Source organism: uncultured Pseudosulfitobacter sp., from assembly GCF_963976325.1.
Taxonomy (GTDB): domain Bacteria; phylum Pseudomonadota; class Alphaproteobacteria; order Rhodobacterales; family Rhodobacteraceae; genus Pseudosulfitobacter.
Genome location: NZ_CAXBJW010000008.1, coordinates 48,269 through 62,759, shown reverse-complemented (window position 1 = coordinate 62,759; position 14,491 = coordinate 48,269). Strand labels below are relative to the sequence as shown.

The 14,491-nt window shown below is 60.4% G+C and carries 13 protein-coding genes and 1 pseudogene; 4 read left to right on the top strand and 10 right to left on the bottom strand.

Annotation, left to right across the window (positions count from 1 at the left end; all coding sequences use genetic code 11):
* Positions 1–66: 66 nt before the first annotated feature.
* The 5 genes and pseudogenes from AAC077_RS16185 to AAC077_RS16165 all read right to left on the bottom strand — a co-directional run bounded on the left by AAC077_RS16185 (position 67) and on the right by AAC077_RS16165 (position 4,515).
* Positions 67–1,044: pseudogene (locus AAC077_RS16185) on the bottom strand (TAXI family TRAP transporter solute-binding subunit).
* Positions 1,045–1,153: 109 nt separating this feature from the next.
* Positions 1,154–1,963, bottom strand: a complete 810-nt coding sequence (locus tag AAC077_RS16180) for a helix-turn-helix transcriptional regulator (RefSeq protein WP_339771588.1) — start codon at positions 1,961–1,963, stop codon at positions 1,154–1,156.
* A 110-nt stretch (positions 1,964–2,073) separates the two neighbouring features.
* Positions 2,074–2,277, bottom strand: coding sequence for a DUF6880 family protein (locus tag AAC077_RS16175; RefSeq protein ID WP_339771586.1), 204 nt, complete (start codon positions 2,275–2,277; stop codon positions 2,074–2,076).
* Positions 2,278–2,337: 60 nt separating this feature from the next.
* Positions 2,338–2,649 carry an ETC complex I subunit gene (locus AAC077_RS16170; RefSeq protein ID WP_339771584.1) on the bottom strand — a complete coding sequence of 104 codons (312 nt, stop codon included), beginning with the start codon at positions 2,647–2,649 and terminating at the stop codon, positions 2,338–2,340.
* Between the two features lie 87 nt (positions 2,650–2,736).
* Complete coding sequence (locus AAC077_RS16165) at positions 2,737–4,515, bottom strand: serine protease (protein ID WP_339771581.1); 1,779 nt, start codon at positions 4,513–4,515, stop codon at positions 2,737–2,739.
* A 487-nt stretch (positions 4,516–5,002) separates the two neighbouring features.
* Here AAC077_RS16165 and uvrB point away from each other — a divergent pair, with 487 nt between their 5' ends.
* Positions 5,003–7,204, top strand: coding sequence for an excinuclease ABC subunit UvrB (gene uvrB, locus AAC077_RS16160; RefSeq protein ID WP_339771696.1), 2,202 nt, complete (start codon positions 5,003–5,005; stop codon positions 7,202–7,204).
* A 9-nt stretch (positions 7,205–7,213) separates the two neighbouring features.
* Here the strand turns inward: uvrB and AAC077_RS16155 are convergent, their stop codons facing one another.
* Both AAC077_RS16155 and AAC077_RS16150 read right to left on the bottom strand, forming a co-directional pair.
* Positions 7,214–7,765, bottom strand: coding sequence for a hemerythrin domain-containing protein (locus AAC077_RS16155; protein WP_339771579.1), 552 nt, complete (start codon positions 7,763–7,765; stop codon positions 7,214–7,216).
* A gap of 123 nt (positions 7,766–7,888) precedes the next feature.
* The gene (locus tag AAC077_RS16150; protein WP_339771694.1) at positions 7,889–8,182 is read right to left on the bottom strand and encodes a hypothetical protein; all 294 of its coding nucleotides are present in this window, start codon (positions 8,180–8,182) and stop codon (positions 7,889–7,891) included.
* Between the two features lie 175 nt (positions 8,183–8,357).
* Between AAC077_RS16150 and AAC077_RS16145 the strand changes: the two genes are divergently transcribed.
* Entirely contained in the window at positions 8,358–8,543 is a 186-nt protein-coding gene (locus AAC077_RS16145; protein WP_339771578.1) for a PLD nuclease N-terminal domain-containing protein, read from the top strand.
* Between the two features lie 171 nt (positions 8,544–8,714).
* Positions 8,715–9,344 carry a hypothetical protein gene (locus tag AAC077_RS16140; RefSeq protein ID WP_339771575.1) on the top strand — a complete coding sequence of 210 codons (630 nt, stop codon included), beginning with the start codon at positions 8,715–8,717 and terminating at the stop codon, positions 9,342–9,344.
* Positions 9,345–9,403: 59 nt separating this feature from the next.
* Here the strand turns inward: AAC077_RS16140 and AAC077_RS16135 are convergent, their stop codons facing one another.
* The 3 genes from AAC077_RS16135 to AAC077_RS16125 form a co-directional block, all read right to left on the bottom strand.
* On the bottom strand, positions 9,404–11,689 hold the full coding sequence (locus AAC077_RS16135) for a glycosyl hydrolase family 28-related protein (protein WP_339771573.1): 2,286 nt from the start codon (positions 11,687–11,689) through the stop codon (positions 9,404–9,406).
* A 156-nt stretch (positions 11,690–11,845) separates the two neighbouring features.
* Complete coding sequence (locus AAC077_RS16130) at positions 11,846–12,259, bottom strand: DUF4864 domain-containing protein (RefSeq protein ID WP_339771570.1); 414 nt, start codon at positions 12,257–12,259, stop codon at positions 11,846–11,848.
* Positions 12,260–12,357: 98 nt separating this feature from the next.
* Entirely contained in the window at positions 12,358–13,941 is a 1,584-nt protein-coding gene (locus tag AAC077_RS16125) for a lysine--tRNA ligase (RefSeq protein WP_339771567.1), read from the bottom strand.
* Positions 13,942–14,081: 140 nt separating this feature from the next.
* On the opposite strand from AAC077_RS16125, the gene AAC077_RS16120 reads away from it, so the two are divergent.
* Entirely contained in the window at positions 14,082–14,483 is a 402-nt protein-coding gene (locus AAC077_RS16120) for a tellurite resistance TerB family protein (protein WP_339771691.1), read from the top strand.
* The last annotated feature ends 8 nt before the right edge of the window (positions 14,484–14,491 follow it).

Sequence of the window (14,491 nt, the reverse complement as noted above, 5' to 3'; positions counted from 1 at the left end):
CCTTTGGGCCGGAACACATGGACCACCGTGGCGGCAGTCCATATGCGGTCCGGCGGGCAGATGGTGTTATGGGCGGAGCCGGTCGGGGATGGCTATCCCGCGTTCTTCATAGAACCGTATCGCTCCGGGGTGCAGCGGCACCGGCAGCCCATCCAGGGCCGTTTCGAGCTGAATCTCCTTGGCGACCGAGGACGATTGGTGCTACCGTTCGAGGTTCGCGAAGATCAGCCGGGTGATCTGGTAGACGGTTTCCTCGGACACATCGGCACTGACCGCCAGCAGGTTCGGTTCCTTGATTGTCTGGATCGGCTCCGTCTGCCCTTGGTAGGTTCCTGCGGGGATCGTGAACCGGGTAAACATGTCCCCGGCAATCGCATTGACCTTGGCCATTTGTTCATCGGTGATATTGAGATGCGTTACATCCTCGCCAGAGGTCACATAGGCTTGCGCAATCGACGGCGTTGGCACACCCGAACTGGCATACATCCCGTCCACGCGCCCGTTCTGAAAGGCTTCGGCGGCCACATCATATTTCATGTGCAGAACCGAGAAGGCTTCATCAGGGTTGATCCCGTTCGCGTTCAGCAGCAGCCGGCTCGCCCCTTCGGTCCCCGAGTTCCGAGGTCCGATGACGAACTGGCTTCCGAAGGCGCTCATGTCAGACATGTCGCCCGACTTGATCTTGCTCTTGCGCACGACGAACTGTTCGACGTTTTGCCAAAGCGAGGCGATCGAACGCAGTTTTTCAACCTTGGGCCGCCCTTCTCTGACCCCGGTTCCCATATAGCCATCGCGGCCATAGAGCCCCATAAGGATCGCCATTTGGGCCTCGCCTGTGTCGATCAGGTCGACGTTCTCTGCCGAGCCTCCGGTGGAAATGGGAGAGAGCCGCAGGCCCTCGTCAGCCAGCTCTTCGGTCACGATTGTCGAGATTTGCACACCGATAGGATAGTAGGACCCACCGGTTGCCCCTGTCGCAAGCGTCAGGTTCTGGGCTGCCCCAGGTCCGGCGAGCACAAGCGTGCTGACCACGGCACCCAACATTCTGAATGAATACATCATTTTTACCTCCTTGTTATGGCTCGACCTTAGGAGGTTTCCGGCGCGTGGGTTTTGCAGCACCGGCCAAATTGCTTTGCGGTTCGGTTCTTTCCTAGCGTTGCGCCGCACGAAATTGCGAAGGCGTCTGATCAAAGCGGTACTTGAAAGCGATCGAAAACTGGGAAGCATTCTCGATCCCGCACATCATGGCGACCTGAAGGATCGTCCAGTGCGTGTCCCGCAATAGCTCCCGCGCCCGGATCAGGCGCAGCTCGCGCAGTGCGCCGGCGATGGACCTTCCGGTCCTTTCGCGAAACAGCCGCGACAAATGCCTGCGAGACACGCCCAGCATCTCGGCCAACGCTTCGGGGCTGATGCCCGTTTCAAGGCTCTCCTGCATCACATCCAGCGCTGCGTCCACGATTTCAGAGCCGTGATCACGCGGATGTCCGACAGCCGCAGGCTCCTGTGCCTCGATTTGAAAGATACATTCCTGCGCAAACAACTGCCCGAAGGAATGCACCTCCCCCGACGAGAGCCTTCCGCCCTGGCTGCGGCGTCGGATGATCCGGCAAAGATCGACCACATCTTCGTTCATCCGCCAGATCCCGGCGCGGTGCGCATGGCGGGCACCCATTGTTTGGTGCAGATGCGCCAGCCACTCTGAATTTAGGTAGAAGGTTATATGCTCCTGCTTCGCCCGGTTCGCCTCGGTCCGGTGAGGAATACCGGCGTCCACAAAGTAAAAAAATTTCGGCTCAAGCGCCCGTTTCAAACCCTTCTCGGCATCTATGACTGTCATTGTGCTGGCAAGTGGGATCAACAGCATCGCATGGTCTTCATGCGCATGCTCCGGCATCGCATAGTCGCGCACGTCGGATCTGAAACAGGTAAGAGTATCTATATGCGCCAAATCGACCATAGTGCGTATTCCCTTGTTCCGTGAACACGATTTCAGCTTGAGCGTGGCACGGAACTGACAGCAAGGGAACAGAGTTCCACCGGTTTTTTTACAGAGCCGCGAGAGTGCCGTTATTTGCGGCGCACTCCGGCGGCAGGCTCGCGCACCCGACGCTGGCGCGCGGCATCACCTTTAACCGCTTCCAGCAGTAACTCGGCCAGAACCTGGCGGTCGAGAGTCATCAGGTTGGCTTTATTAAATGCCTTGCTGGCCATCGGCGGCACCGCATCAACATATGGAAAAGGCGCCCATTGGGCGCCCTGTGTATCGTTCAACTTAAGGCTTCGCGAAATCTTTGCCCCGATTCCGAGACAACTTTAACCCGATTTACACCCTCAGTGGGTCCACACACCACGCCGGTTGGTGGCAAAGTTGTCGCCGTAGCCGCCGGGGCGGATGTTGGCTTTGCGTTTGTTGGGGTCCTGAACCACCGCGTCGATACCGTTTTCGCGGGCGTAATCTTCGGCCTGTTCGCGGGTGTCAAAGCGCAGGCGGACCTGTGCCTGGGTGTCGTCAGACGACGTCCAGCCCATCAACGGGTCAACCGTGCGTGCGGTGGCGGGGACAAAATCCAGCACCCAGCCCTTGGTGCGCGCTGTGCCTGACGACATGGCGGTTTTGGCGGGTTGGTAGATTCGTGCGCGCATGGACAGGCTCCTGAAGTTACAGGGTGATATATCGGCAATTTCGCCCCGTGGGGCAAGATGCGTTTTGACGCGGGGGGCGCAGCCGCTTCAGTCGCATTCGATAAAGGTTGTGAAGGCCTTGGCGGTTTCGGCCAGCGTCACCGGCGACAGCGGCTGGGCCCCCGACCGTTCGGTGTGACGCACGCCGTTCATCCGCAGATAGCGTTTGGCGACACCGCCCCGAATGGCAAAGTTGACGTTCTGGGGGATGTCGCCGATGCGTTCGGCCAGCCGCTGCGCGTCCAGTTTCGACACCACGACGCCCACAACCTGCCCCTTGTCATCCACGACGGGTCCGCCCGAATTGCCGGGCTGCACGGGGGCGGTGATCTGCATAGTGATGGAATCGCCGCTCAGGCCCGTCACCGCAGAAACCGCGCCGCGCGTTACGTTCAGCCCGCCCAATAGACCGCTGAGCGGATAGCCCAGCACGGTCACGTCCGAATTCAGGCCCGCCGCTTCGGGGGCGAACGCCGCGTAGGGCAACGCCTTGGCCGCGTCGATCGACAGCAGCGCCAGGTCATAGGTGTCCGAGACATTGCGCAGGGTCGCGGGGCGCCCGTCAATGCGCAGGTCGGTGCAGCCGTCAACCACGTGGGCGTTGGTCAGCACCAGCCCGTCCGAGCGTACGACAATGCCGGTGCCCGAGCTGCTGGCGCTGCGTTTTGGTTCGGGGCGCGTGACGGGGGCAGGTGTCGTGTCGGGCTGGGCCGCTGCACGCGGGCGGTTGACGCTGTCGCCACCGCTGGCACTGGCCACAGGGGCCGAGGGCGCAGCAACAGGCGGGTTTTCCTGATCCTGCCGGTCGATGAAATCCAACGTCGCCTGAATGTTGCGATCCAGAAATCCGCCCTGCTGAAAGCGGATCGGGGTGGCCTGCCCCTCTTGCATCGACGCGGTGACGGCGCGCACCAGATGCACGTCGCGGTCATCGGCAGACAGCACCACGGTGGACCATTGCCCGCGCAAGTAATGCGAGCGGGCATAGAGGTGACGGCCATTCGCCTTTTGCACCGCCGTGATGGCGAAATCGTCCTTGCGCAGGGAATAGGGATCGGACCCGGCTGCGGCCTCGCCGTAGACGAAGTCGTGGATTTTCTGGGCGCGGTCCTGATCGCTGGTGGTAAACGAATAGCGCAGGCTGCTGGCGGTGTGTTCCCAGTTGTTAAAGTTGCTGTCCGAACCCGCCTCTTCCGACTGTGCGGTGGGGAACAGATAGCTCATGCCCAGCAGCGCGTTGTAGTACATCTGCCAGCCGCCGCGGTCTATTTCCTCGACCAGATCGAATGCCAACCCCGACAAGTGCCAGTTGGCCGGCGCCTGCCCGCTTTCCCGAAACGCATAGGCTTCCAGCGCCTGCTGGCTGCGCTTGCCCCAGTCGCCGTCCAGCAAGCCGTTGTAGTCGCCCTGAAAGGCCAACGCGAGCTGGATGAACCGCTTGTCCTGCGTGCCCATGCGCGACGGGTCCACGGCCTGCCAGATGATGTTGTCGCCGGTGGCTGCCGCATCGAACCGTGCCGCGACGCGGGTATAGCTTTTGCCGGCCGAACACAGCGCGTCATCGGGCAGACGACCCGACGCCTTGCCTTGGGCCAGCACCGTGTCGGCACGGTCCTTGCGCACCACTTGGGCGGTGATCGCATACCAGCCGTTTTGCGACAGGTAGACCGTTGTGTCGCGGTCGGACCAGCGGGCGCGCACATCGTCAGCGGCCTGTGCCAGCGTCGGGCGCGACGACAGCACGACAGTGCAATAGCCATCGGGCACTTGGGCCAAGGCGCTGGTGGCCAAAGTCAGGGCGGCAAGGGTCAGTGAAATCAGGCGCATAAGATTGATCCGTAAAATATGTCCAAAAGGTTAACCCATGACAGACCATCGCGCCAGACCTGAGGTCACCGCTATAGGGTGTATTCCGGCACCCCCACTCTCGCCAGACGGGTTGACGCACCAGACCAGCCGTGCGTTAACAATTTGGTAACCTTTTTATATACGGACCAAATTGATGAAATTTCTTACAGTTTTTGCATTCTGCACCGCTTCGGCGCTTTGCACTCCGGCCATGGCGCGGACGCAGGGTGAACAGGTGTCACGCCCCGATCAAACGATCATCGCGCACAGCGGCGGATGTCGCAAATCGTCTCCTCCGGGCAAATGCTGCCACGGCGGGTCGCAACCGGTGCATTGCCACTAAGCCGTCTCGGCCGGATCGCAGCCTGCCCTGCGCTCTGCTGACAGTTTCTGACAGTATCGCCCCCTGCCCCCCCTTGCGTCCGCGATGAAACGGACCAAGTTGGGGGATGAAAGCGAGACTGCCATGCCCTACGCCCACTCCGACTCTTCGCCGCCGGTGCTGTCGAACCCTGCGCCGGACGTAAAGAACCGCCCCAAGCTTGAGGGCGGCCAGCGGTTTCGCCTGCAAACCGAGTTTGAAGCGGCGGGCGACCAGCCGACGGCGATCAAGGAACTGACCGAGGGCGTTCTGTCAGGCGAGCACAATCAGGTGCTGTTGGGTGCCACCGGCACGGGCAAGACGTTCACCATGGCCCGCGTGATCGAAGAAACGCAGCGTCCCGCGATCATTCTGGCCCCGAACAAGACACTGGCGGCGCAGCTCTACGGCGAATTCAAGGGATTCTTTCCCGACAACGCCGTCGAATATTTCGTCAGCTATTACGACTATTATCAGCCCGAAGCCTACGTGGCGCGGTCCGACACGTTCATCGAGAAAGAAAGCCAGATCAACGAACAGATCGACCGCATGCGCCACTCGGCCACGCGGGCGCTGTTGGAGCGTGACGATGTGATTATCGTGGCCTCGGTGTCGTGCATCTACGGCATCGGCTCGGTCGAAACCTATGGCGCGATGACGCAGGATCTGAAGGTCGGGCAGATGTACGACCAGCGTCAGGTGATCGCCGATCTGGTGGCGCAGCAGTACAAACGCAACGATCAGGCGTTCTTTCGCGGGGCGTTCCGCGTGCGTGGCGATGCGCTGGAAATCTTTCCCGCCCACCTTGATGACCGCGCATGGCGGCTGTCGTTCTTTGGCGAGGAACTGGAAAGCATCACGGAATTCGACCCGCTGACCGGCGAAAAAACCGCTACGATGAATCAAATCCGCGTCTACGCCAACAGCCACTACGTGACGCCGAAACCGACGATGTCGCAGGCCATCATCGGCATCAAGAAAGAGCTGCGGATGCGGCTGGACCAGCTTGTCGGCGACGGCAAACTGCTGGAAGCGCAGCGGCTGGAACAGCGCACGAATTTCGATCTGGAAATGCTGGAAGCGACCGGTGTGTGCAACGGCATCGAAAACTATTCGCGTTATCTGACAGGCCGCGCCCCGGGCGAGCCGCCCCCCACCCTGTTCGAGTTCATCCCAGACAACGCCATCGTCTTTGCCGACGAAAGCCACGTCAGCGTGCCGCAGATCGGCGGCATGTACAAAGGCGACTATCGGCGCAAATTCACGCTGGCCGAACACGGGTTCCGGCTGCCGTCGTGCATGGACAACCGCCCGCTGAAGTTCGAGGAATGGGACGCCATGCGCCCGCAATCGGTCTTCGTCAGCGCCACCCCCGCCGCGTGGGAGATCGAGCAAACCGGCGGCGTGTTCACCGAACAGGTGATCCGCCCCACCGGCCTTGTCGATCCGATCATCGAAATCCGCCCCGTCGACATGCAGGTCGACGATCTGCTGGACGAGGTGCGCAAGGTCGCCGCCGCCGGCATGCGCACCCTGTGCACCACGCTGACCAAGCGCATGGCCGAAGACCTGACCGAATACATGCACGAACAGGGCATTCGCGTGCGTTATATGCACAGCGACATCGACACCATCGAACGCATTGAAATCCTGCGGGATTTGCGGCTGGGCGCCTTTGACGTGCTGATCGGGATCAACCTGCTGCGCGAGGGTCTGGACATTCCCGAATGCGGGCTGGTGGCCATTCTGGACGCCGACAAAGAGGGTTTCCTGCGGTCGGAAACGTCATTGGTGCAAACCATCGGGCGTGCCGCGCGCAACGCCGACGGGCGGGTCATCATGTACGCCGACCGCATCACCGGCAGCATGGAACGCGCGATGGGCGAAACCGAACGCCGCCGCAACAAGCAACTGGCCTACAACAAGGAACACGGGATCACCCCCGCGACGGTCAAAAAGAACGTCGAGGATATTCTGGCCGGTCTTTACAAGGGCGACACCGACCAAAGCCGCGTCACCGCCAAGATCGACAAATCGCTGGCAGGTGGCAACCTTCAGGCGGTCCTGGACGGGTTGCGCACCGACATGCGCAAGGCCGCCGAGAACCTGGAATTCGAAGAAGCCGCCCGTCTGCGCGACGAGGTCAAACGGCTGGAAGCGGTCGATCTGGTGGTGGCCGACGACCCGATGGCGCGGCAATACGCGGTGGAAAAGGCCGTCGGCGACGCACAAAAGGCATCGGGTCGCAGCACCGGCGGACGTGGCGGCATGCGCGGCGGGAAATCACGGTACGGGGGGAAGCGGTAGGGGCGTTCCCTACCCCTGAAACCCCGTTTCCAGCACCACCGGCACGACGATGTCTTCCTCGTCGGTCAGGTGCCGTTCCAGCAGCGTGCCGAACTTGGTCAGCGTATCGCGGAATGTGCCGATTTCTCCGCCTTGCAGCACTGCGTTGGCGCCATCGGCCATGCCGTGCAGCAGCCCGTCCATCGCCAGGTGATCGCTTTCCAGCAGGTCGAACGCCTTTTCGATACGCCCGTCCAGCTGGATCAGTTGCGGAAAATAATGGGCGTCTTCGATGTGGTGGTGCCCGTGCAATTCGTTCAACAACGACCCCGCATAGTGCGACAGACGCGGGGCGTAGTCCTGAAAGCCGATCTTGCGGTCCATCAGATGTTCGGCGTCGGCGTTCAGCAGCTCCATCAACTGCCGGAACATCATGTGCCGCTGCATCCAGAACTGGATCATCTGGTTGAAATTGTTGTGCGTTTCCCACGTGCCACGCGGATAGGCATCGGCCAGCACGCGCAGGCCTTCAGGCAGGCCGTCGCGCTGGTCCAGCGCCAGGGGATTTGCAGGTTTTATCATGGTCTTTGCCTATCACGGCGCGCAGTGCCGCTCAACGTGCGCAGGTGCACCAACGCCCTGCGCAGCTACGCAAAAGGCCCCTTGCATGACTGCAAGAGGCCCCGTCGCGCGATCACGCATCGCTTAGTTGGATGCGGCTTGTTCTTCTTCCGGCGGTGTCACCGAAATGCCGGGCACGGTGACGGTGGTTTCTTCCATCGACACGTCCACATCGGGCACTTTCACGGTGGTTTCTTCTTCGGTCACGTCAATCGAGCCGACCTCGGCATCGTATTTGGGCAGGTTGCCACCTTCAACGTTCAGTTCAACATCGGGCAGGCTTGCCTCTTCGGTCTGGTCCACGTCGATCATGTAGATGCCTGCGGCAATGGCTGCAACGGCGACGACGGCAATGGCGATTGTGGCTCCGGTTTTCATCATGGTCTCCTAGAATTTCTGTTCAAATTTCTGTGTTTGCACCGGATCAACACGCCCTGACCGCAATCGGTTCCCACAAATAGTTTTCGATCCCGACGGAACCTTTCTGCACAGCCTGCGGTTTAACGACAAGAAATCGAGACACGCACCGCACACGCATAAGAAGGAAAATATCATGGGTTATTCATTAGTCGGACTGCTGGTTCTGATCGCCGACATCTACGCGATCTACCAGGTTTTGACCTCGTCGGCATCAACAGGCGCCAAGCTGATCTGGACCATTGTCATCGTCCTGCTGCCGGTTCTGGGCTTTATCGCCTGGCTGATCGCAGGGCCGCGCGGTCGTTCGGTCAACGTCTAAATCAACGGCCTTGTGCCGGTAGAGCCGGGCAGCCTGAAAGGGCTGTCCGGCTTTTTGCATGAACACGCCCCAAAGATCGTAACCACTTGTTAACCAACCCTCCCACAGGCTGTCGCCTCAGCCAAAGGGGGATTTATGCGCCTGTCGGTCGCTATAATATGTGCATGTCTTGTGGCCACGCCTGCCGCAGCCGGTGCATGGTTGCGCGACAAGGGCAGCGGGTTCACCGCGACGAAATCCACGCTGACCGACCACTTGCTGATCAAGAACAGCTTTTATTTTGAATATGGTCTGACCGCAAAAACCACCGTCGGGCTGGATGTCGATACGACGGCAACCGCATTCGGGCAAATCGGCAGCGGTCAGATCTTTGTCCGCCGTCCCCTGTCCTTCGGCGGTGATCGGTCTGTCTGGGCCTATCAGGTCGGGGTCGGTGCCGACTTTAACGGCATTGCCGTCACACCCTTGGCGCGGCTGGGGCTCAGCTATGGGCGCGGGCTCAAGCTGGGGCGATACGACGGCTGGATGGGCGTCGATACAGCCTTGCAATGGAATTTCGGCACCGCACTGCGCACGGTCAAAGTGGACACCGTGGCTGGGCTGAATTTCAGCGACCGCAGCACCGCCTTTGTCCAGATGTTCTGGACCGGCACCAACGCAGGCGGCAGCAGCACCACGCTGTCAACGTCCTATGTCCACACCCCGAAACGCGGCAAATTCAGCTATCTGGTCGGGGTCGAGACCACCCCGAGTGATCCTACCGGATATGGGATCAAGCTGGGGTTCTGGCACAAGTTTTAGCCAGACTTGCACAAGGCCCGCACCCGAGGGAGGCGCGGACCTTGAAGCGGGTGACCGGTCTAATTGTCCATACGCACAATCAGGTTCACCGTCCCCTTCATCGGCTGATCCCATCCCAAATGAACCTGATCGCGGTTCGGACCTTCTTCGGGGTCGGTGTATGGAAAATCAAACTGGGTGACGTTGTTGTCATTGCGCAGCCGACCATGGGCGGTGACGGCAACCACTTGCGTGGCCCAACCTTCGAACGGCAGCTCTCCGTTGGTGTCAATCACCCATGTCTGCGCAGTGGTCGTCTCGCCGTGGCGGACCCGCAACGGGTTCGACACCGGCGTGTTGACCCCATGGAACGAATTGCCATGAAACTCGACATCCTTGAACCGCCCCCGATCCAGATCGGCAAAGGATGTATCGACCCGCTCTACCCGATCAATGTTACCGCTGATCGACCGGAATTTGTTGCCGGTGATCGACACACCCGCCAGAAAATGCCCCGATCCGTGCGGCTTGACCACGATATAGCTGAACCACGGTGCCACGCTGCCGGACAGGAACGTGTTGCCGGTGATCGACAGGGCGCTGAACGAAAATTCGCTGCTGAAATCCGGCGCCTGATCGTGTTCGTTGGTCCATTCGATAAAGCAGTTGTCGATGTAATTGCCCGAAATCACCCCCGAGCTGTGCGGCTTGGCCATGACGATCCCCGCACTGCGAATACCACCGTTGACCGTGTCGCCCTGAAAGAAATGGTTGCCGATGATGATCGACGACCCGCCGCCGATCACGGCCCAATGGCGGAACTTTGTGGCGCGGTTGTTGCGGATTTTCACGTCGTTGGCGTTGGTGTTGAACCCGATCGACACGCGGTCGGACACGTCCGCCCCGTCCTCGGACGACAGGAACTGACAGCGGTCGATGATCATGCCCTGACAGCCGCCCCCGTGCGAGGTAATCCCGCGATCCTTGGGCCGCGAGATGAAACAGTCCTGCACCGTGAACGTCAGACCGGATTCCGCCAGCAGGATGCCCGAGCACACGTTGTTACACTGGAATTCGATGCCATCCAGACCGAATTTGGCCAGGTTGGAAAAGCCGCTGAAATCCAGCAGGTATTTGAACCGCTTGAAGGTAAAGTTCTGCGTGCCGTCCGCATCAAACAGCGGCGCCGACAGGGTGATGCGCTGCTGTGCGACGTTCTTGGAACGCACGTAAACCTCGCGGCCCACGCCGTTGCCCTGAACCAGACTGCCGACCGGAATGTTGGCGACGTTCACCACGTTGTCCAGCCGCGTCGCGTTGCCGGGGTCATAGGTGCCCTGCGACGTGGTGGTTTCGGTCGCCCAAGCGGCGGTGCCCGATGCCTCGAACTGGCCGTTGCGGATGATCCGGCGGGTGGCATAGCTGGTCTTGCTGGGCACGATTGCGATCATGTCGATGGGCGCCGTCACCGCCACCTTGCGCCCGCCCATGTCCAGCGATTCATGGTCGGCATTGTTCAGCAGCGCCTGGAACGCCTTCTTGAACGCTTCCTCCTCGTCCTCGAATGCGTCGATATAGGCAGGCAGATGGAAATCGCGGCGCAGCAGCAAAACAGCCTCGGGCGGCATGGTGACCTTGCCTTCGAACTTCACATGCGTGTCAAAGGTGACATCGCCGTTCAGCCGGTAGGTGCCCGCAGGCACCAACACATACCGCCCGTTGGCGGCGGCATTGGCCGCATCAAAGGCCGCGCTGTCATCGGTGGTCCCATCGCCCACCGCGCCATAATCGCGCACATCCACCTGCGCCAGCATATCGCGCAGAAAGACCGATGTGACGTCCTCGATCACGATGTCATCAATGCGCACCACGCCGCCGTTCGGCCCCGTCAGGTCCAGCCCGAAGTGGCCATAGATCGCTTGCGTGCCCCAGACCAGATCAACGCCGTTGCGGTCGCCTGTGCCGATGATCGCGCTGACCTCGACCACCTCGCCATAGGTCGTCAGCGCCACGCTGTCGCCGGTCTGATCCACGCCGGCCACATTGCCACCGCCCGCCGCCGCGGCATAGCCCGCGATCCGCACCGAGGACAGGTTGCCGCTGACCGCCTTCACCCGCACCGTCACCCGCAGATAGCACCCGGGCAGCAGGGGCGTTTCCCCCATATAGCGCAGCTTGGTCGTGGATGCGTTCTTCTGCACCTCAAGGCAGCCGGCAAAATCCTGATCGGCAGGGACAAAGGCCGCGTTTGCAGCACTCGCATAGGTGTCCGACCCGGGTGTGCCGTCGCCGCTGGAATACATATCCAAACCGTTTGCGAACGGTGGCGGCATCAACAGCACGCCATCGGTAATTGCCTTGTTCATAAATATCACCCTTTCCCGCAGCGCGGCAAAAGGTCCGAATGTCCCCCTGCCTGCACCAGTGTTGACCTGACAGGGGCGATGCCACCCGTTCCGGCGGCAGGATGTATCAACACAGGGTTAACAGTGCCTCACAGCACCGTCACGGTGGGCCTTGGATCAGACAGCAACCGCGCTGCTGTCCAGCAGGGTCACACCGTTGATTTTCCAACCCTCTTCGGTTTGCAACATCCGGTAATCCAGCACATGCACACCGCCCTTCTGGTCGGTGATCATCACCTTTTGCCAAACCGTCCCGTCCTCGGTCCGCTGGTCCAGATAGTCGACCCGCGCAGGACGCCAGACCATCGGATAGCCTTGGGTGACCATCTGTCGGAAATTTTCGGGCGTGCGGAACATGCTTTGCAGCGACGGGCTGGCAAACCCGAACGCCTGAGTGAAATCATCGGCCTGAAAGGCTTCGATCTGTCGGCCGATGGTGTCGGTTATCGCAGCCTCTTGGGCCTGTGCTGACACAGGTGCGGACAGCGTCAATGTCAGGGCGATAAGGGCAGGCAGGATTAATCTAAACATGGCTTACCTCGTTATGAACACACAAGAGGTAAACTAGCCTAGAATCATCAAACGGCAAAATGCGGACAGGGTCGACCCCGCCCGCATCCTTGCAATGCTTAGTCTTTGACCAGATCGCCCGCCAAAGCCTGATCAATCAATGCGACAGTTTCATCGACGCCATACAGCGCAATGAACCCGCCAAAACGCGGCCCCTGGCTTGCCCCCAACAGAACCTCGTACAGCGCAGTGAACCACGCACGCAGCGGGTCGAACCGGTCACGGCCCACCGAATAAACAACGGATTGCAGCGCCTCGTCGTCCAATGCGCCATCATAGGCCTTCAACGCGTCCCGCAGCGCCTCCAGCGCCTCGCGCTCAAGGTCGGTGGGCAGGCGGAAGGTGCGCTTGGGCTTCACGAAATCGTTGAAATAGCGCACGGCAAAGCCCGCCGCCTGATCCATATCCGGGTTGCTTTGCGGCGTCGCATCGGGCGCGTACCGCTGGATAAAGCCCCAAAGCTGGTCCTTGTCCTCGGCTTGCGACACCGACGCAAGGTTCAGCAACATCGAGAACGGCACCAGCATTTTCGACTCGGGCACGTCCCCGCCGTGGATGTGCCACACCGGATTGTTCAGCCGCGCCTTGTCGTCCTGATCCACATAGGCCCGCAATTGCTGGTGGTATTCGTCCACCGCCTTGGGGATCACATCGAAATGCATCCGCTTGGCCGTCTTGGGCTTTTGGTACATGAAATAGGACAGGCTCTCGGCACTTGCATAGGTCAGCCATTCGTCGATGCTGACACCATTGCCGGAAGATTTGGAAATCTTCTGACCGTTCTCATCCAGAAACAGCTCGTAAGTGAAATGCTCGGGCGCTTTCCACCCCAGAATGCGGCAGATGCTGTCGTAGATCGGCGTGTTGGTGCTGTGATCCTTGCCGTACATCTCGAAATCCACCTCCAGCGCCGCCCAGCGCGCACCAAAGTCGGGTTTCCACTGCAACTTCACATTGCCCCCCGTCAGCGGCAGCGTCATTTCCGCACCGCTTTCGGGATCGTCAAAGGTGATCGTGCCCTCGGCCGCATCCACCTTTTTCATCGGCACATACAGAACACGGCCCGTTTCGGGGTGGATCGGCAGGAAAATCGAATAGGTCTGCTGGCGCTCTTCGCGCAGGCTTTTCAGCATCACAGCCATGATCTCGTCGTACTTCTCGGCGGCGCGCAGCAGCACCTCGTCGAACTTGCCCGAGGCATAGAATTCCGTGGCCGAGATGAACTCGTATTCAAACCCGAAGGTGTCCAGAAACCGGCGCAGCATCGCGTTGTTGTGGTGGCCAAAGCTTTCGAATTTCTCGAACGGGTCCGGCACCGATGTCAGCGGCTTTTGCAAATGCTCTTGCAGCGCGTCGGGGTTCGGCACATTGCCCGGCACCTTGCGCATCCCGTCCAGATCGTCCGAGAAACAGATCAACCGTGTCGGAATATCGCTGATTTCCTGAAATGCGCGGCGGATCATCGTGGTCCGCGCCACTTCGCCAAAGGTGCCGATATGCGGCAAACCACTGGGGCCGTAACCCGTTTCAAACAGCACAAATCCCTTTTCGGGCGGTGCCTTTTCATAGCGTTTGAGGATCCGGCGCGCTTCTTCGAAAGGCCACGCTTTGCTGGTCATGCCAGCTTCCGTCATTTTCGCCATGTCACATATCCTTAACATCGGTCGCGCATAACCGCGCAATCCGCCGCTACCTATTGTGCAAAGGGGTGCGCGTCAATATTCTGCACCTGCAACACGCAGACCAAAGGACGGTGCCCGTGCCCCAAGACACCCAACACGCGATGACAGAACAGGACGCGCTGATCGCCGTGATGATCGCCGTGTCCGCATCGGATTCGAAAATGGACACCGCCGAACTGATCAAGATCAACTCGGCCATCAACAATCTGCCCGTCTTTGCGGGCTATGACGTCGACCGTCTGTCGACCGTCAGTCAGGTCGTGTTGGACCTGTTCGACGAAGAGGACGGGCTGGACGCGCTCTTTGGTCTGGTGCGCGAGGCACTGCCCGAGCGTCTGTTCGAAACCGCCTATGCGCTGGCCTGCGATGTGGCGGCCTCGAACGGGCACCTCAGCGATGGCGAACTGCGCCTGCTGGAAGAAATCCGCTACGAGCTGAACCTTGACCGCCTGCACGCCGCCGCCATCGAACGGGGCGCACGGGCGCGTCACATGACGCTGTAACCTGCGCC